An 18,059-nucleotide genomic window follows, 5' to 3' on the forward strand; every position below is an offset into this window, starting at 1 on the left:
TGTCGCAAGATTAATTAATAATAATTGCTGAATCCTGATTGCAACCAGCAACGGCAAACTCCAACTAAGCCGTGCCGAAAGCATTACTGATTCACTGAAGCCAAGAGGTCACCATGGAACTTAGTATGTTCTCTTCGTCCACCGTGGAATATGTGCGTTTGGGCGTTGTATATTTTCATCTTATCGCCTGCTGCGTGGCAATCGGGCTGGTCTTGACCAGTGACATTGCAATGGTCAAGCAACTCCTGAAGGGCGATGCCTCAAGTCACCACGATGACGCGCACATGGAAAGCCTTCAAAAAACCGTGTCGCTTGCACTTGTAGCGCTTTGGATTACGGGTATTGGCATTGTAGGGATCGACTATGCCGGCAAGGGGATGGAGTATTTTCTCAATCCAAAATTGCAAGCCAAGATCGGCATCGTTGTGCTGTTGACCTTTAACGGTTTCCTGTTGCATAGCGCTGTATTGCCGGCGCTGAAGAAAGCCGGTTCGCTACTGAATCTCTCCTTCAACCTGCGCATGCTGGCGCTGTTCTCCGGCGCCCTCTCTTGCGTGTCGTGGTTCTATGCCGCCATGTTGGGTGTCGGTCGTCCGCTGGCCTGGAAGTATTCGCTGGTGGAGTTGCTGGCAGCCTATCCGGTGCTCATCGTCGGTGGATTCGGGGCGATGGTACTGCTCACTGCCTGGGCAAAAAGCAGAGACGCGCAAGAGCGCAAGGAGCAAGGCACCTGGTCACCAGGAAACGCCGCCCTGGCTGGATGGTGAAGCCAGATTGAACCAGGAAGTTCTAGTTTTGCGAATAAATCCTGCTGTTATCTATTAACTAAATCTCACTTGAGGATACCCAAATGAAATCCATGAAAGCCCTCTTCGTAGTTGCCACTCTGACCGCCTCTTCTCTGGCGATGGCCACAGGTGGTGGTGATAAGACCTTCGCACGCATGGAGTCGGCCCGCAAAGTCTCGATGGACACCTACCAGGTAGCACAGAAACAGAAAACTGAAGGCGCTGTAGCTGAAAGCAAAGCCAAGGCAACCGATCGCGCCAAAAGCTGATCTGTGTAGCGCGCCCCCCGGTTAACTGAAATGTGCGGCCTCAAGTCTCAAATGCCAGTCTCGCAAATCCGTCCCTCACCCGCGCCCCTGCTCGAACCAGGAGAGACGGTGGTCTTGTTCGACGGTGTCTGCAAACTGTGCAATGGCTGGGTGAGGTTCTTGATTCGCCATGACCGCCAGCGGCGCCTGCGGTTGGCGGCGGTTCAGTCACCCGAGGGGCAGGCTCTGCTCGCATGGGCAGGTTTGCCCATGGATCAATTCCACACCATGGCGGTGATCCGCGACCGACGCTACTGGGAGCGTTCGCAAGCTTTTTTCGAAGTCATCGCCCAGCTTCCCCCACGCTGGCGCCCCGTGTCTCTGCTGCGCATCTTCCCTCGTAAACTTCGAGATTGGGCATACGACCGCATTGCGCTTAATCGTTATCGGCTCTTCGGAAAATACGACACCTGTCTGTTACCGGATCCTGATCATGAACAGCGTTTTTTGAAGTCTTTGCCTGAATCATCGCGCAATTAATAACGATCATCCCTTCTAAGCAAATACATATCATTCCGATACACGTCATTGACGCTACTCAGGACGAACGTCTCGATTTAAATGCCAGAGACCCGCCTGGAGGTCGACGCAGCACCGCTAAAAGTGCGCCGTATCTGGCCCGACAACTGACAGGCTGGTCGACAGGGGTACGCTCTGCGTGACGTTGGCCATCCGGGTGATTTCCACCTGCACTTGATCCTTGCCGAGCAGGTAGTCGGCCAGCTTCTGGGAGAACGGCCAGTAGTTCAGATCGGCTGTGAGGGTCAGCGGCCCGACGGCGTCGGCCGGCACCAGGAAGGAGAACTCCCCGATATCGTAGCCCTTGGGCAGAATGCGGTTGTCCGAGAGAATCTGCGTGGCATTCCAGACCTCGACGTCCAGCGGATTGCCGTCCTTGTCGCCAATGTGCACCTTGAAATTTCGCGTGTTGACCTCGGTCTTGCCGTCCTTGATCGAACCCAGGCGATAGATCTCGCGACCACTGGCATCGCGCACCCGAAAATCGATCCACATCTCCCGCCCCTCGGGAAAGCCGGTCGGCAGCTTGTGCCCGGCGCCGACGTTGGTCACTTTGACCGCTACCGAGGTGTATTGCCCGGGCGTCATGGCTGCCGGCACTTGCTCGAACTTTATGTCCCCGGCGCGCCCGAGCATGTCGCGTGCGCGTTGCGCGCCCTCCTCCTGACCGAGATGCTTGAGCATCATCGCGTTGGCCCCGCTGAACCAATGCGAAGCGACCTCCTCGCGGTCTGGCCCCATGATCGCGGCCTTGCCCGCAAAACCCGGCATGTGGCAGCTCTGGCAAGTCACATTGTTCAGGCTGTAGGTGCTCTCCTGCCATTCATCATAGGTGCGCTCCACCGCCACGCTGCTGAAGGGGTGCGTGACGTTGTGGCAGGTGCCGCAAAAATCCGAGCGGGTGTGCAGAGCGGAATAGACGGTGTCGTGATAGGGCGAAACGGCATCCCTGCGCGGGCCGAACTTGGTCGGTTTGCCGTGGGCCCGCGGGCTCAGGACATAGGCGCCGTTATCGAGGCCCGTGCGGGCACTGATGTTGTGGCAGGTCTCGCAATCGACCCCGGGCATCGGATGGTTCTTCGCACTGTCTTCAATCGAGGAGCGGTTGACTTGCGAAGTGATCTGCCCGGTCGTGAGACCGATCGGGGTATGGCAGCCGGTGCAGAAGTTATCGACCTTGCCCTCGGTGGCCGCACTCGCACGCTTGAGCAAGGCCCGATAGATGGGTTCATCCCAGGCCTGGGACATCATCGACGAGCGCCACTGCCTGTAGATCTCCGTATGACAGGCGCCACAGACCTGGGCATTGTCGAAGTCCTTCACATTCAAGACCAGGTTGCCGGTGGTATTGGCCCGATGGGGAAAGAACGGCATACCGCCAATCACATGCATGAGCCTGGAGCGTGCCGGCTCCACCCACTTATCGTTACTTTGATTGTCATTGCCCTGAGGCTCGTCGGCCGCCACCAGCGTGGCCGTCAACAGGCAAACCAGCAAGCACAACAGACGTCGCAGCGGCACTACCTTGGAGTGGATCATAACGACTTCCCCTGGACAGTTGCAGAGGATGACCGCAGCACTTCCATTGAGTCGCCAGGGGTGTCTCGTGATGCAACCCGACGGTTACATCGATCGTTCAATGGGGGTACTTGCAGCTCCACGGCGTCCCGACACCTTTCATGAACGGGATACCCTCGCTCAGCAATTACCCTGCCATTGATGTAACAAAATTTGTCGGCATACCTGAACGCCCCGCAAACATTGCTCGGAGTTTGAAATTCCCAAGCGGATGGAGACGCGAGTCTTGCCGGGGAATCGTGCCCATTAGCGGGGGGAAATCACGCCGAAATCGGGGGGATTCAGATCAAGGGTCAGTCCTGCGGTACAACCACCGCAGAACATCCGATAGCTGCATTGCCCTCCGGAGCTGGATCTCAAACTCTTCCTCCCACAGCGCAACCAGGGAGATGTATTGCGTGTAGGTCAGGCCGACGGCCATGTCGGTCGGCAGTGTCACGTTCATCTGTTGGGCGGCCAGCCCCACCGCTGCCATGTAGCAGGCCGACCATGCTCCGGCAAACAGTTGCTCGGCTTTCGGGTGCCCGCACCCACAAAAAACCCCTCACAAGGAGGGGTCTGATGTTTGAAAGGTTCAGACGGTTTCAACCGTCCTTTCCTGGATTCACGTCAGTTCAACGCAGCGCAGGAATTCCGGCAAACATCCAGGTAGATTCCTGAACCTGCGTTGCTGCGTTGCGTTTACGCGCCCACTGGGTCAGCGTCACCATCATCGCAAAGCCGAGTACGATCAACACCGGATAGGCCATCAGCAACTCGGTAAGCGAATACTTCCAGGCCAGCGGTCGACCGACACCGAGCATGGCGGCATACAACCAGGACACGCCTGACAGTGCGCCAGAGAACAGGGCAAACATACGTACATTGACTTGAAGATCAAGCAACGAACCAGCCTTCAACATTGCAGGCAATACATAGCGGTGCAACAACATGCCGTTGAACGTCAGCAACAATACAATAATAACTTTGGCTTGAAGTTTTGGATTGGCAAAATAGGTCATGCCCTTTTCAAGGTAATCAATGCCTATTACCGCGGCTCCGGTAACCCACAAGAATATCAACGCATTGGCAACAGACTTCTGCAGACTGGCCATATGTTCATTATCGTGCCCCGACGACACGCGACCTTTCAACAAGTCCTTCACCATTGCCGCATCGCTGGCAAACACCAGGCCAATAGCTACGCAGCAAGCCAACAGATGAACGTACACAACGCCTAAACGCAAAAACTCCATGGATTCTTTCTGGCCGATCAGGCCGATCATTGTATTAATATCCAAGACTACATCTCCACTTATAGCAGCAGTGCGAATTGACCATGCCCCAGGCGTGCGAATTATTGATTCGCACCTGCAAGGTCAAGTTGGCAAAGATTGAAGCAACTAAATAATTTGGTATTACAAGAGAGAGCGACTCGCCCAGCGAGTCAGTGATGACGGCATACTATCACTCCAGGTCTCAGGTAAAAAAAATCCCCATGTGCATTTCATTCAATGCAGATGAGGTATACGTCCATTTTACTAGTGAGTGCAGCGGGACCCTAAGGATCCGCCTGCTGGGAAATCAGAGCCCAGCATATCCCGATCGTTCATTTTTTGAGCACAAACATCGACAAACGGTACTATTTCCAGCACTTGTGGACACCTGCCGCTTTGGCTGAAACCCGCGTCGCTACGCAGCTGAATCGTTTTTTTCTCCACGCCGAAAATAAAACCGCTTTTGCGCTGAACTTTCGTCGCCAGACCCGACCAGTGGCACAATTTCCTACCGGTTGCCAGCACGCTCGAGTCGCCTGCAGTCTTCAGCAAACCACTTCCAATCGAGCACAAATTCAGTACTGGCAATACAGTATCCAGGATCGGAACTGCTACGCTTGAAAAGCAAAGCCGTCGGACGACTTCGGTGACGACGTGGTCTTTCTCTCGCGCAAGGAGCGTCTGTTCGCTGGTGAGCACCTACGCGAACGCCTGCCGCATTCGGTTCACGCCGAATGGAAACGACTCTTTCGCACCCACACTGAAGCGAGGTGCTTGAGAAGCTGTGCCCCAGGCTTGCTCAAGCCAGCAACTCGGTGATCCACCGGGCCTGCCGCGCGATGTCTTGCACCGCCTCCTCGGGCACGGCCTGCTGCGCTCGGGCAAAGTGGCTCAGGGTCTTTTGTTTCTGGCGCAACTTGCGCTGCCACTTGACCAGGAACGCCGGACTGCGGGCCTGCATTTGCAACGGACCGAAGTACAGTTCTTGGGCGGTGTAGATCACTGGTCCGGAGCGCTCGGCGACGATGATCTCGTAGTCGAAACGATTCTCCCGCAGCACCTCCTCGCAGAGGATGCGGTAGCCATTGTCCATCAGCCATTGGCGCAGTGGCTGCTCGCCGCCGTTGGGTTGCAGGATGAGGCGCTCCTGACCACTCAGGTACGCCTTGCCGCTGTCGAGGATGTCGCGGATGGTTTCGCCGCCCATGCCACAGACGCTGACCGCCGTGATCCCGTCTCCCGGCTCGATTGCCGCCAGGCCGTTGGCCAGGCGCACGGTGACCCGCGAGTCCAGGCCGTTCTCGCGCACGGTGCGGTTGGCCGCGTGGAACGGCGTCAACGCCACTTCGCCGGCCACCGCCGCCGCGATGGCGCCCCGGCGCATCAATGCCACAGGCAGGTAGCCATGATCCGAGCCGATATCGGCCAGGCGCGCACCGGCTGGCACCTGTGCCGCCACGCGTTCCAGGCGCATGGACAATGTCTGTTGGTTCAACTGCGGCCCCTTTCACCACGAACGTCCGGCGCCTTTGGCCGGATCGGGGCGTGATTCTGTCGAGCAATGCCGCGCATTTCAAATTTATGTGACCAGGGCCATGGCCGCCTTCACGCAATCACTCGTGCATACACCGCTCTGTCGACGTTGCCACCGGACAGAATCACCCCCACCCTTTTTCCCGACATGGCTTCACGCTCCGAGATCAGCGCTGCCAACGCCGACGCACCGGCCCCTTCGGCAAGGTTATGGGTATCGGTGTAATACACACGCATGGCTTCGGCGATCTGCTCATCGCTGACCGATACGATCCGTGCCGCACCTGCCGCGTAGACGGCAAAGGCTTCGGGAATCGGCTTGCGTACGGCCAGGCCGTCGGCAAAGGTGTTGGCCGAGGCGGTTTCGCATATCTCGCCAGCGTCAAACGACAACTGTGCAGCCGCCGCCTCCGTGGAAACCACGCCAACCACCTCTGTTTGCAGACCCAACGCATCGCGGGCGGCGATCACCCCGCAAATCCCCGAGCCACAGCCAATCGGCACATAAACGGTGTCCAGGTCCGGCGCGGCGCTGAACAGCTCAAGCGCATAGGTGGCGACGCCTTTGACCAGCTCGGTGTGAAACGGCGGAACCAGGAACAGGTCATGGGTCTGCGCCAGGCGCGCAGCCTCTTCACGGGCCTCATCGAAATCGCGGCCATACTCGACCACTTCAGCGCCAAAGCCGCGCATGGCGTTGTTTTTTTCCACCGAGTTACCTTCCGGCACGACGATCAACGCCTGCAAACCCAGCGTGCGAGCCGCCAGTGCCAGGCTTTGGCCATGGTTGCCGCGGGTAGCGCTGACAATGCCCTTCGCGCCCGGGTGTTCGCGCTTGAGCCAGTGCATGAACGTGATACCGCCGCGCACTTTGAACGCACCGGTAGGCGTGTGATTTTCGTGCTTGACCCACACCGTGCAACCCAACCGTTGAGCCAGCAAGGGCCAAGGGTACTGGGCCGTGGCGGGCATGACCTGGTAAACCAGGCGAGCTGCCTGTTCGATATCGTCGCGAGTCAGTCTGTGCATGAGTGGTCTCCTTGAGATTTTGTCCAGTCTGAACAACGGCGCGGTACCGCGGCTTTCAAAAAACCGACCTGACTTTTGTCCCCCCTCTTCACTACTATGGTGTCCATGAGTCATCGAAATCGCCCGCCGCCACCCCTGCTGTCCGAACCGGTCCGTCGTATCGAGGCCGGCCCTTGGGCAATCGAATTGCTCCCCGGCTGCGCCTACGCGACCCGCTATGTCGCGACCCGGTCGGGAATCGGCTTCGCCTTCGACAGCCAGCGAGGCCTGCACGCCATCGGCAGTGACCGAATACGCCCCTTCGATGCCGTGCCCAACGGCCTGGCGTTCGTCCCCGCTGGGTGTGACGTGCTGTCCGAGTCCCCCCGGGGCGGTGAATACCTGCGGGTGATTCGCACCGACGGTATGGCGTTGACGGGGGATCGCGCCTTCAACAATCGCATCGACCAGCAGGCCACCGCCCTCGCGTGGCGAATCCGTGCCGCGCTGTTGCACCCTTGCGTGGAGGATGATTGGGAAGCCTGGGCACTGGCGTTGTCCGAGCGGGCGACGGGTAGCGAAGCGCTGTCGACAGCCCCCCATGGCTCGATAACCGGCAGCCGGATGCGCTTGCTCGATGAATTCATTGACGCTGGCCTCGATGGCCCGTTGAGCGTGCCGGCGATGGCGAGCCTGCTTGGATTGTCCGAGGGGTATTTCATGCGGGCCTTCAAAAACGCCACCGGCAAAAGCCCCCACAGTTACCTGATCGACCGCCGCCTCGCCAGGGCCCGCGCCCTGATGCGCGATTCGACCGCCACCCTGACGCAGATTGCCTACGCCTGCGGTTTCAACTCCCAGGCGCACATGGCGACCACCTTCAAACAACGCCTTGGAGTGAGTCCGGCGCAGTTGCGTCAGTCTTTGGGGTTACGTTAGCGCCCGAAGGAGATTGCAACCATGATCGCAATCAGCGTCAGGTTTTCTTTCCCAAGTCCCAGCACAAACAGGTAAATCAGCCCGAAGAAGAACGCAATGATGTTGGCGTTGATGCTCACAGGCACGGCCTTTCAGGTGATGTTGAAAATACTGTGGAACCCAGGGAATCGAACGGTGTAGCAGCGGTCCAACACGCGGCAGGGCAATGGACACAAGATGCCCAACGTATTGCCTGCCGATCGCCATTGCCCAGGGGAGAACCCATTGTCAGCTGTATTTTTGCGTCAGGTTTTCCGGTTATCGATAGTGTTCCTTTGCACTGGCACCTCATCTTCGGTTTTCGCCTGCCCGGCCGGCCAGTCCCAGGTCTGCATGGTCGCTTGTTTTTGTGCTCCGGATTCCGAAGAGGACGCTGGATCGATCTTCGACGACATGAACCAGATGGCCGCCTCTGGATTGCAGAGCTGGATTGTGCAATCGCGCGAATCCGCGGCAACGGGCGATATCCTGCCAATCCCGCTGAATATCCGGGCCCAGCTCGAACCCTGGTATGACATTCAAGTGCTCGATTCGGCGCGCTACAAAGTCGGCGATGATGTGGAACTGAACGCCGCAAACACCATGCTGCAGAATCCCGATATACGTGCGGTCACCCTTATCGACATCATCGTGTTTCGAAATGCCGAAGATGCACTGAACGATGTCGCGCTGTGGGCCCATGAGTTGAAACACGTGCAGCAGTACCAGCAATGGGGCAATCACGAGTTTGCCACTCGCTATACCCGTGATTACGAAGCCGTCGAGGCGCCTGCCTACGAGATTCAAGCCAAGGTCTCCAATACGCTGCGAGCCAGCCAGGCTCGGGCGCAATTGCCTCGGCTTCCTTGAGTTCAAAGGAGCAAGCCTGGTCAGGTAACCATGGAGAGCCGGCACCGGCCCCTCTCACGCTGATTGTCTGCGCCAGGTGCCGGGGGATGTGCCGAACTGACGTTTGAATGCGCGACTGAACGCGGCTTCGGAGTCGTAGCCAACGGCAAAGCCGATTTGCGCCACATTGCCGCGACCTTCGCGCAGCTGTTGGGCCGCCACGTGCATGCGCCACAGCGTCAGGTATTGCATCGGTGGCTGTCCGACCAATGCCGTGAAGCGTTCGGCGAATACAGAGCGCGACATGCCTACCTCAAGCGCCAGGGCTTCTGCGGTCCAGCCTTCGGTCGGGCGAGCATGCAGTAACGCCAGTGCCCGCCCGATATGCGGATCGCGCAAACCCGCCAGCCACCCGCGCCGCTCAGCGGGAAGGCTGGCGACATACTGGCCGACGGCTTCGACGAACAGCAGTTCCGATAGCTTGGCGATGACCGTTGCCGAGCCGACGCGGCCCGCCGCGATTTCACTGACAGCGAAACGGAATGAGCTTTCGATCCAGGTGCCCGAAGCCGTCGCCCGCAGGTCCAGCTTCAATAAGGAAGGCAGCGATGAAAGCAGTGGACTGAAGGGAGTTTCCGAACCGAGGAACCCGCACAACAACTGCGTGGCCTCGCCGCCCCCGCCGTACCTGATCCGTGAAATGCCGCCGACTTCTGGCGGCTGGATGACTTCCCGGGCCGGCATGGGCGCAATGCTCAGGTCGCTGCCAAAGGAATGGGCATCGTTGCGGGGAAGCAAAACAAGTTCGCCTGCCCCTACCTCGATGGCGGCGCCACCGTCGATTTGAATTTGCATGTGCCCCGCGGCGACAAAGTGCGACGCAATGATGTGTCGAGGGGCCGCCAGGAACGGCTTGCAATCATCCGTCGAGATTCTGCCGTTGATGCACCAGGGCGCAGTGAGCTCCGCCTCGAGGAAGACCCCTCCCGACAGCCGAATCACACGCAAGACATCAGAAAGCGCATCCAACACTTGATCGCCATCCTTTCCGGAGTCCGGAGCAGGTATTCAGGCGCAACGGTCATTCACCGCCTGGACTGCGACGCCTAGATTAGCACCAACGCGGACTCAGCGATCGAGATTGTCCCCAGAGGTTCACTGGCTCCGACGTCAACCGAAATTGCCCCATACCAACTCAACCAGGGCAGCAGGAGATCCATATGAACAGCGTCGTTACCCTACCCGGCTCAGCGTCAGGCAACACCGCCCGTTATGCGCAAATGGTCAGGTCTTCGAAAAAACCGAATGGCAGATCGATCGCGATCTGCTCCAGGACCGCAGTTTCGACTTCTCGCGCAAATTCCTGCCCGACGGACTGTCACAGGTCGACCGCCTGACTTTTCTCGATGCGGCCGAGGCACGTCTGCTCAGTCAGATCCAGGGCCGGACCTACGCGTATATCTTTGGCCTGGTCGAGCGTTTCATCAGTGCCAAGATGCTCGATCAGGGTCGGGCCCATGTGTTTGACGATCAACTGGCGCTTGAAGCACTGGTGCGTTTTTCCAACGACGAGATCAAGCACCAGGAGTTGTTCCGGCGCATGGAGACGATGATGAGTTCGAAATTGCCCGCGGGATATCGTCAGGTTGCCGATCCAAACGAGGTCGCGCGCGCGGTACTCGCGGCCAGCACTTGGTCGGTACTGGCGCTGACCTGTCATATCGAACTGTTCGTACAGGCGCACTACGTGCAAAGCATCGCCCCGCGCGAGGAGCTGTGCCCGTTGTTCAAGGATGTCTTCAAATTCCACTGGAAGGATGAAAGCCGCCACGTGGTACTCGATGAACTGGAGTGGCGGGACGAGCACGTGAAACTCTCGCCAGCCGAGCGCGACCAGGCAGTGAATGACCTGATTGCGCTGGTGGCGGCCGTGGACACAATCCTGCAGGCACAAGCGGCAGCCGATGCCGACTACTTCATTGGTAATGCTTCACGATCGTTCAGTGTCGATGAGACGGCGCAAATCAAAGCCAGCGTGCTGAGCGCCTACCGCTGGCAATACATAATCTCGGGTGTACGGCATCCACACTTCGGCCGACTGCTGACGCAGATGACAACGCCGGCACAGATGTCCCGGATTCAGGCTGCACTGGCACCCATCATGAGCAATTGACCGACAGCACGCGATCGACTGCTCGTCGGTCGCGCTGGGGATAACGGGCTGATATTGATTTGTTGAGGATGGAGTATGTGCCCGTTAGTCTTCAAAACGCCCCGAGGAATCTCGATCGCGCTCGTAATGCCGGGTGAGCGCAAACGCCGGCAACCAGGCCTCACGGCGCACAGTCCAGCTCTCGTAGGTGGGCGTCAACTGGTCAGGAGCATCCAGGGATCCCAGGTTCACTTCGATTTCGTCTGCACTGCGCGAGAACACGGACGAACCGCAGTGGGGACAGAAATACCGCCCGGCGTAGTCACGGGTTTCGCCCTCGACTGTCACGGCATCCTGATGAAATATCGCGGACGCGTGGAACAGCGCCCCATGGTGCTTGCGACAGTCGAGACAGTGACAAACGCCAACCCGGAACGGGCGCCCCGATGCGACAAGACGCACCTTGCCGCACAAACAACCGCCGGCGAATCGGTCCATGGGGTGTCTCCTCCAGGCCCTCGGAAACGGCCTGTCAGCGTGGAAACAGGAGCGTCACAGCGGCGCGAAAGCCCCAGCCTTGCGGGCCGTCTTCCGGGCTGTCGAGCCAGTAGCGCGGACCGGCCTGCACCGTCAATGGTTGACCGCCGATCCTCAGCAGTTGGGTGACCGTGAGGTTGACCGGTACCGACCATTCGCGCGATTGCCAATTGTAGGTCGACTCGGTGTTCACCCCGTAGGTCGTGTACGTATGGGTGGTGTACGAGAGAAAGGGTTGCAGGAAGGTCTGGTTGACCTTTTCCTTGTCGTCCGGCGGGCTGTCGTCCAGGCCCCAGATATGGTTGGCCAGAATGCCTCGGGTCCAGCCATTGGACTGTTTCAACGCCACGGCCGTCGGGCCCAGGCCCCATTGCTCGCTGCCGAGCAACTCATCACTGCCGGTCGGTATCAGCAACGCCGGGCCACCACCGAGTATCCAGCCACTTTCCGTGGGCCTGGTCGGCGAAAAGAAAAAACTCTGGGTGATATCGCCGCTGCCGGATTTGTCCGCCGCGCCATCGGGGGCCAGGCCGTGCTGGTCGATGATCGGCAGGATGGTCCGGGAAATGAGGTTCCAGTCTTCGTTCAAGGCAAACGGCAGCACAGGCTGGATATTGGTGACGCTGTGCATGCCCTCCCCGGTCGGCCCCATCTTCTGGTCCCAGTTGTACTGCACCGGCAGGCTGTACATCGCCGCGACCGGGTTGAGGGCTTTCTTCGCCAATTCCGCCGAATCGTCGGCCTGAGCCATCGGGATGAAACCCAACGCAACGACGAGTGTCGACGCGGTACCCATCCATCCTTCTTTCAAATCCATCTCACTCACCTGTAGACGCCAAAGCCGGCATTGCAAAGGGTTAGCGTAGGCAACTGTGATCGATGTGCAATTTTTTCCGGTCGGGTATTTAACAGTTTTTGAGAGTTATTGATTCGGATTATCCCGCCGCTACGTGCAGCATTCGGCCCGCATTGACCGGCGTGCAAGCACCTGCTTTGCGTAACCGACCGGCGAGTACCAGTGCCTGGATACAAGGTGCCCGGACCAATGCCCGGGGCCAGGTCGGAACCCGAATGACAACTTTAATCACTTGAGAACCAAACACATGGGCATGTCGAACAAATGGATTGCGGGTATTGCTTTGAGCTGTGTATTTCAGGTCGGCTGTGTCTCGAAAGTCGCGCAGCAAGAGCAATACTCGGGCTTCCTGGGCAATTACCAGGGCCTGGAGGAGCAAACTACGCCGAGTGAGCAGAAAGTATTGCGCTGGGTATCGCCAGGGTTCGATCCACGCACGTATTCCACAGTAGTGTTCAGGCAGATGGAACTGTATCCATCGCCGCAGCCGACCGCGCGCGTCAGCCTGAAGACCCTGCAAGACTTGCAATTGATGGCCAGTAACAGCGTCAAGACCGCCTTTGCCCGTCGTTATGCGATCGTCCCTTATCCGCAGCTGGCGCCGACCGATTCGCGGTCACTGATCCTGCAGGCGGCGATCACCCACGTCAGCGCTAACAATGAAGGCATGCACTGGTATGAGGCCGTTCCAATCGGGGCCATTGTCGGGGCGACACAAGCCGCCACCGGGCATCGGGACCAGACCGCCGAGATGTACATCGAAGCCAACCTGATCGACGCCAAGACCGGTATGCCGGTCGCGAAGATCGTGCGCAAGGTATTCGGCGAGACCATCAAGAATGCCGAACAGCCGATTGTTGCCAATGACTTCAAGGTTGCACTCAAAGGCATGACAGACGATATGCAGGCCCTCCTCCTCAAGCGTTGACGCTCAGGCAAACCCCATCGCAAGCAGACCTGCATGGGGTTTCAATGTGATACCTTGCCGTGTTTTCCCTCTGACAAACCGTTAACCGTACCGACGCCTGACGTGAGACTCAATGATGAAAATACTGGCCAATACCTTAGCGCTCGCTACGATGTTGCTGGGCACCAGCGCCCTGGCTGCGACCGTGATTCCCCTCAAAGGTCAGACTTCCCAGACCATCCAGCAGGACACCAGTGCCTGCCAGTCCCAGGCCAACGCGCAACATCCGGTGCAAGGCACCGTGCCCTCCGGTGGTCGGGTCAAGGGCGCCGCCACCGCCGCGGTCGCCGGTGCCACGGCGGCAGAAATTCGCGGTCGCCAACATGAAAACCTCTATGACCAGATCGACGACGATACCAAGCAAGACTATCGCCAGAACCGGGCACACAGTGCCGCGGCTGCCGGTGCCGTCGTCGGGGGCTCCAGACAACGCCAGGAGCGCCGGCAGAACCTGAGTGAGAGCGAACAAAGCGTCACCGCCAACAACTCCGTCTACAACAGTTGCCTGCAACAACGTGGCTACGATGTCTTGCCCTGATCGGCGACGACGATGGCCTTGAGTGTTCGTGCCCCTGTCTTTTACCGCGCTCAAAAAAAGCCCCGGGCCCTTCAAGAAAGGACCCGGGGCAAAGCCGTAGAACGAGAGGTGAGGATCGTTTACGCCGCGACAAACAAAGCATGAGCGCGATGTGCGTCAACGCTCCTCGAGAGCCATTTAAATCGGTAACGCCTCTGGTTCAAAGCTAATAAGAATCAAAAATAATCTTTAACAAACCCGGCGCAGAAAAACACAACCATTGATTTGTATCCTGATAGTTCAGGCTGAAATTGAAACCTGTCGCAACAGCGATGTTAGTTCACTCAGGCGTGCCTGCGCGCAAGTCCACCTGCTCCAGCTTGCAGTTTTCGGATAGCGCCGTTAATCCATTCCAAGCATTATTCATGGTGTCCAAATCGAAAACCATGGATCATCCAGCAATGCTTTTTTTTTGTTTGATTGAACTGATACCACTGACAGGCCCGGCTGTTTGCCGAACCGCACGCCTCTGACACGAGCCAGTCCGGCACTGTAAATGCGACACGCAGCGCACCTTCCGCCCGACCCTCATCTTCGCTCACCTCCCAGACCAGAATGTACCGAGCCAAATCCGGCCCCTATACTCAGGCCAGCACCGCCTGAACGGAAGATTTCTATGAGCTACACCTTCAAGTTGAAAAATGGCGCCGTGGCGGTATTCGACCCCGACAACGCCATGCTTTCCATTACAACACCCCATGGAGATGTACAGAATTCCACGCTAGGTAGAGCTGAGTCGCGCCTGTTGGACCTGCTGCTCATGGAGCCAGGTGTCACTAAAACCCGCGATGAAATCATCGAGTACACCTGGAATGACCGCGTGGTTGCCTCCGGCAGTTTGAACCAGACGGTTTTCTCACTGCGCAATATTCTCAATGACAGTCGGGATCACGAGATCTTGATGACGGTTCCTCGACGAGGATATTGCTTCAACCGGCAATGTGTCGTCGATGCACAAGCAGATGTAACGACACCCCAAGAGGAAACGGCACAGCCACCCGAGGCCTTCACCGGGCAACTACCGCCACCGGGTGGTGATGAACGACTGGCGCCTTCTGGTAAAACCAGTCAATCCACTCGTATTACAAAGGCTCAGTTGATCGCTTATGTCGTTACGCTGGCAGTCGTTGCCTTTAGTATTTTTCAATTCGACTTCGACGCGCCAAAAATTGAAATTTCCAGTCTCGACAAGAGTGGACTGGTCATACACGCCGTGGGCAGCAATCTTGCCGAGGCTCAAGCGCTGATGGACCTGTCGGCCAAACAAACTGAACAGCTACCGCCAAACCTGAAGGGCCAGGTCTGGATCAACCTGTATAAAGCCAATTATTCCGTTTCGTGCATCCGCCAGGATCAAAGCACTGCAAATCTGCAATTGAACAGCAGCGAAAGAGACCTCGCCTTGATGATTCGTCAATGTCTGGAAGTCACCTTATGAAGTTTGAAATTCCGCAGGCCGTTCACTGGCCTCTTATAGGCTTGATCAATGCACTGTGCATTTTTTCCATTTTTTACTCTCCTTCGCATTACATGGAAAATATCAGCTACCAGACAAAATCCCGACAATGGCTGGAGGATCTCAACCAACTCAATACCGAAGAATACCTCACTATCGGGCATGGTCGACTCACGGGAACCACGTTGGAAAGCCTGAATGGAAAAATCCGTAATGCGACCATCTCGGCGAATATAATCGGAGAAAGCAAGACACACGTCGAGATCAAAGTCAGTAATGTCAAACTCAGCCAGGACAATGAACTTTTTGCCATTGAAAAGACCCCTGACCTGTTCTTCAGGCGTCAGTATGTCTTGCAAGAAGGCGCCATTCTTAACTACGAGTTGATTCCGACCCAGGATAAAAGCGCCGCGTGTTTTTACATCCATGAACTTGGCCGCTTGCGCTGCATGAGCCATTAATCGGCCTCAGGTAGCGACTCGACACCCACCTGGCACAGGTTCACATCAAAGAACCCTTCAAACAAAAATAACACTTATTGATTTGAATCATACGTCTCTCCTGCCAAAAATCCCTCGCCGATAATCCTTGGAATCGAGCTTGCTTGATTCTCGCCCGGGACAATGCCCTATACAGGAGAATCAAGTGAAAACCATGCATTTCCTGCGAACCCATAGAACGACGACTTTCGGATACCTGGCGGTCTTTTTTCTGTCTGCCATGCCACTTTATTCGTTGGCACACGACGAGCGCTCCGTCGAAAGCACGACCATTGAATATTATGAAATTGAAACAAGCCCGGATGACAGTCAGAAACTGTCGCATCTGAAAATCCACAGTGAGAATGAGTATCAAACGGACGAACAGAACAGTGATTCTGCTCTCCCTGCTCCACCACAAAGTGATACCGGCATGAGCTACGCCAACTGGTTCATACTACTTTGAGGAGCGTTGTATCCGCAGGGGCAAGCGCTGACTGACCTCTTCCGGCGACCTGGCAAATATGAGTTATTGACTTTGGCAGGCACAATCGAAGTGAGATTATTTACAGCCCAAGTCGTGGCAGAGATACAGCTGACATTCTGTTCTGCCTGAATAAACTGTTAATAAGGAATCGCCTCGATGCTACTGAAAAACTTCGTCACCGTGTCGTTTGGTTTATTGCTTTCCCTCAAGGCCATGGCCGACGACAAGGGCTTCTACAGTGCCAAATTGACGAGTATCGAAACCAACAAGAAGGCCCCAAGTACCGTGAAAACTGGCTATCAGGTAAAAACCGGTTATCGTATCGACGACTTTCACGCCTTTACAGCAGCTGCCATTGACCCGATGAAACCCCAATCGCAGATCTTCAGTTCGAAAATCGATCCGCGCAATGTTCAACACATGGACGACTCAGCGTTGGACAGCAAGTACGCATTTTCTGCGGAACTGGAACTGATCCGGGGCCTCTGACACCCCGTTCAAAGCCAATGGAAACGAGGTCGAGCTTACCGACAGCAAGAACGGCCAATCGCGTATCTTCTCCGTGACTGCCCGTCAGGCTTGACCCTATTCATTTAACAGATGAGCCTTCAATTTCATGAGTATCGCACCGCCCGACGAGATCTTTCATTTGTCTTCCGCCTTGCCGAGCCAACTGAATAGAACAATAGGCAATTGGGAAATGAGCCTTTTTCCGGCCGAGCATGAGGCGCGCATTCGGCAACACAAACTCTTTCACAGCCCGCAACTGCAGTGCAGTCGTCTTGAGTTCGACTCATCCGTGACCCTGGTCAGTTCTGTCCCTGCCGGATTCGTGACATTCGCCATCTCCCAGGCCCCGATTGGTCGCCCCGTCGTCAACGATCACAAACTGCGGCCTAACGAAGTCATCGTATTGCACAGCGATGAAACGGTGCATTACACCTGCGAACCGAATGAAACACTTTTCACCCTCACCACGACACTGGAGCACTATGACCGATACCGCCAAGATCACCCTGTCATAGATATCCTTGCAAACCGGACAAACCACAGCTATCAGGCTGAAAACTTTCAATTCATTCAATCGGCCATTCAAGCTATCAGTGCTTGCTGTGTCGATATCAGCGACACGGCTTCGGCTGAATGCGATGAAGCACAGCGATCTGCGATTGGAAGTGCAGTGCTTGCTTCATTGTTGCAATCGCTGACACCCGCAGGCGGTTTCAGCCGCAAAGTCCCGACTAGAAGAAAAGTGGCGATAGAAGCCATACAGTACATCCATGAAAACACAAAAAAAACACTCACTATAAAGTCGCTCGTAAGGCAACTGGAAACCACCACCCGCACCCTGCACTTTGGCTTCATTGAAACGTTCGGCATGTCGCCTATCGCCTACATCAGAAACTTGAGACTCGCCAGCGCCCGTCGCGACCTGATCAATAAAACCTGGCCCACCGTCACCGAAACCGCGATGTTCTGGAATTTTCATCATCTGGGCCGGTTTTCCAAGGCGTATCAGTTGGCTTACGGAGAGACGCCGTCGGAAACGGCCAGGCGCAACTCAGCCAGGCCCAGGAGCACGGTCTCCCCCGTTTACAATCAGGTCGCCGAGGGTAGAAATCATCGTTAACCGGTATTTATAAATGCCCCGTAAATGATGATTAATGATTTCCCTTGATTAACCACAGGTATCCAAAATTGCTTATTTGCCTACTCAAGGGAGATAAGCATGCATCATCGAATAAACACACT

Annotated in this window: 21 protein-coding genes and 2 pseudogenes; 13 read left to right on the forward strand and 10 right to left on the reverse strand. The window is 56.6% G+C overall.

Annotated elements, in window-relative coordinates; translation table 11 throughout:
• The first annotated feature begins 113 nt into the window (after positions 1-113).
• From AB4O40_RS03400 to AB4O40_RS03410, 3 genes are all read left to right on the forward strand, one after another.
• The gene (locus AB4O40_RS03400; protein ID WP_460056082.1) at positions 114-767 is read left to right on the forward strand and encodes a hypothetical protein; all 654 of its coding nucleotides are present in this window, start codon (positions 114-116) and stop codon (positions 765-767) included.
• Between the two features lie 83 nt (positions 768-850).
• A complete protein-coding gene (locus AB4O40_RS03405; RefSeq protein ID WP_056724998.1) occupies positions 851-1,057 on the forward strand; it encodes a co-regulatory protein PtrA N-terminal domain-containing protein in 207 nt (68 codons plus the stop codon).
• Positions 1,058-1,108: 51 nt separating this feature from the next.
• Entirely contained in the window at positions 1,109-1,576 is a 468-nt protein-coding gene (locus AB4O40_RS03410; RefSeq protein WP_056725116.1) for a thiol-disulfide oxidoreductase DCC family protein, read from the forward strand.
• Between the two features lie 117 nt (positions 1,577-1,693).
• On the opposite strand, the gene AB4O40_RS03415 is transcribed toward AB4O40_RS03410, so the two are convergent.
• The 6 genes and pseudogenes from AB4O40_RS03415 to AB4O40_RS03440 form a co-directional block, all read right to left on the reverse strand.
• Positions 1,694-3,154, reverse strand: a complete 1,461-nt coding sequence (locus AB4O40_RS03415; protein ID WP_056725000.1) for a multiheme c-type cytochrome — start codon at positions 3,152-3,154, stop codon at positions 1,694-1,696.
• A 445-nt stretch (positions 3,155-3,599) separates the two neighbouring features.
• Positions 3,600-3,716, reverse strand: a pseudogene (locus AB4O40_RS03420) (peroxiredoxin); the annotation flags it as partial.
• Positions 3,717-3,807: 91 nt separating this feature from the next.
• Positions 3,808-4,458: a hypothetical protein gene (locus AB4O40_RS03425; RefSeq protein ID WP_223541201.1), complete on the reverse strand. Its 651-nt coding sequence runs from the start codon at positions 4,456-4,458 to the stop codon at positions 3,808-3,810.
• Positions 4,459-4,713: 255 nt separating this feature from the next.
• Complete coding sequence (locus tag AB4O40_RS03430) at positions 4,714-5,148, reverse strand: hypothetical protein (RefSeq protein WP_460056078.1); 435 nt, start codon at positions 5,146-5,148, stop codon at positions 4,714-4,716.
• Between the two features lie 100 nt (positions 5,149-5,248).
• The gene (locus tag AB4O40_RS03435) at positions 5,249-5,944 is read right to left on the reverse strand and encodes a tRNA (adenine(22)-N(1))-methyltransferase (protein ID WP_409079222.1); all 696 of its coding nucleotides are present in this window, start codon (positions 5,942-5,944) and stop codon (positions 5,249-5,251) included.
• 110 nt (positions 5,945-6,054) lie between these two features.
• Entirely contained in the window at positions 6,055-7,011 is a 957-nt protein-coding gene (locus tag AB4O40_RS03440; RefSeq protein WP_056725004.1) for a threonine dehydratase, read from the reverse strand.
• Between the two features lie 96 nt (positions 7,012-7,107).
• On the opposite strand from AB4O40_RS03440, the gene AB4O40_RS03445 reads away from it, so the two are divergent.
• Positions 7,108-7,929, forward strand: coding sequence for a helix-turn-helix transcriptional regulator (locus AB4O40_RS03445; RefSeq protein ID WP_223541200.1), 822 nt, complete (start codon positions 7,108-7,110; stop codon positions 7,927-7,929).
• On the opposite strand, the gene AB4O40_RS03450 is transcribed toward AB4O40_RS03445, so the two are convergent.
• On the reverse strand, positions 7,926-8,048 hold the full coding sequence (locus AB4O40_RS03450; protein ID WP_409079220.1) for a DUF2628 domain-containing protein: 123 nt from the start codon (positions 8,046-8,048) through the stop codon (positions 7,926-7,928). The genes AB4O40_RS03445 and AB4O40_RS03450 overlap by 4 nt on opposite strands.
• Positions 8,049-8,145: 97 nt before the next feature.
• On the opposite strand from AB4O40_RS03450, the gene AB4O40_RS03455 reads away from it, so the two are divergent.
• On the forward strand, positions 8,146-8,817 hold the full coding sequence (locus tag AB4O40_RS03455; RefSeq protein ID WP_223541161.1) for an eCIS core domain-containing protein: 672 nt from the start codon (positions 8,146-8,148) through the stop codon (positions 8,815-8,817).
• Positions 8,818-8,871: 54 nt separating this feature from the next.
• On the opposite strand, the gene AB4O40_RS03460 is transcribed toward AB4O40_RS03455, so the two are convergent.
• Complete coding sequence (locus AB4O40_RS03460; RefSeq protein WP_056725010.1) at positions 8,872-9,828, reverse strand: AraC family transcriptional regulator; 957 nt, start codon at positions 9,826-9,828, stop codon at positions 8,872-8,874.
• 188 nt (positions 9,829-10,016) lie between these two features.
• Between AB4O40_RS03460 and AB4O40_RS03465 the strand changes: the two are divergent.
• Positions 10,017-10,969: pseudogene (locus tag AB4O40_RS03465) on the forward strand (diiron oxygenase).
• Between the two features lie 84 nt (positions 10,970-11,053).
• On the opposite strand, the gene AB4O40_RS03470 reads toward AB4O40_RS03465, so the two are convergent.
• Positions 11,054-11,446 (reverse strand): GFA family protein, encoded by a 393-nt coding sequence (locus AB4O40_RS03470; RefSeq protein WP_460056071.1) that lies wholly within the window; start codon positions 11,444-11,446, stop codon positions 11,054-11,056.
• A 34-nt stretch (positions 11,447-11,480) separates the two neighbouring features.
• Entirely contained in the window at positions 11,481-12,281 is an 801-nt protein-coding gene (locus AB4O40_RS03475) for a transporter (RefSeq protein WP_409079243.1), read from the reverse strand.
• A 307-nt stretch (positions 12,282-12,588) separates the two neighbouring features.
• On the opposite strand from AB4O40_RS03475, the gene AB4O40_RS03480 reads away from it, so the two are divergent.
• The 7 genes from AB4O40_RS03480 (at position 12,589) to AB4O40_RS03510 (ending at position 17,937) form a co-directional block, all read left to right on the forward strand.
• Positions 12,589-13,269 (forward strand): DUF3313 domain-containing protein, encoded by a 681-nt coding sequence (locus AB4O40_RS03480; RefSeq protein WP_056725017.1) that lies wholly within the window; start codon positions 12,589-12,591, stop codon positions 13,267-13,269.
• A 115-nt stretch (positions 13,270-13,384) separates the two neighbouring features.
• Positions 13,385-13,846 (forward strand): YMGG-like glycine zipper-containing protein, encoded by a 462-nt coding sequence (locus tag AB4O40_RS03485; RefSeq protein ID WP_082562968.1) that lies wholly within the window; start codon positions 13,385-13,387, stop codon positions 13,844-13,846.
• Between the two features lie 655 nt (positions 13,847-14,501).
• Positions 14,502-15,323, forward strand: coding sequence for a transcriptional regulator (locus tag AB4O40_RS03490; protein ID WP_056725021.1), 822 nt, complete (start codon positions 14,502-14,504; stop codon positions 15,321-15,323).
• A complete protein-coding gene (locus AB4O40_RS03495; protein WP_056725023.1) occupies positions 15,320-15,802 on the forward strand; it encodes a hypothetical protein in 483 nt (160 codons plus the stop codon). The genes AB4O40_RS03490 and AB4O40_RS03495 overlap by 4 nt, the downstream gene beginning before the upstream one ends.
• A 193-nt stretch (positions 15,803-15,995) precedes the next feature.
• On the forward strand, positions 15,996-16,286 hold the full coding sequence (locus AB4O40_RS03500) for a hypothetical protein (RefSeq protein ID WP_223541199.1): 291 nt from the start codon (positions 15,996-15,998) through the stop codon (positions 16,284-16,286).
• A gap of 177 nt (positions 16,287-16,463) precedes the next feature.
• Complete coding sequence (locus tag AB4O40_RS03505; protein WP_056725025.1) at positions 16,464-16,796, forward strand: hypothetical protein; 333 nt, start codon at positions 16,464-16,466, stop codon at positions 16,794-16,796.
• A gap of 127 nt (positions 16,797-16,923) precedes the next feature.
• Positions 16,924-17,937: a helix-turn-helix domain-containing protein gene (locus AB4O40_RS03510; protein WP_223541160.1), complete on the forward strand. Its 1,014-nt coding sequence runs from the start codon at positions 16,924-16,926 to the stop codon at positions 17,935-17,937.
• Positions 17,938-18,059 lie beyond the last annotated feature (122 nt).

The organism is Pseudomonas sp. S2_F07, from assembly GCF_054668325.1.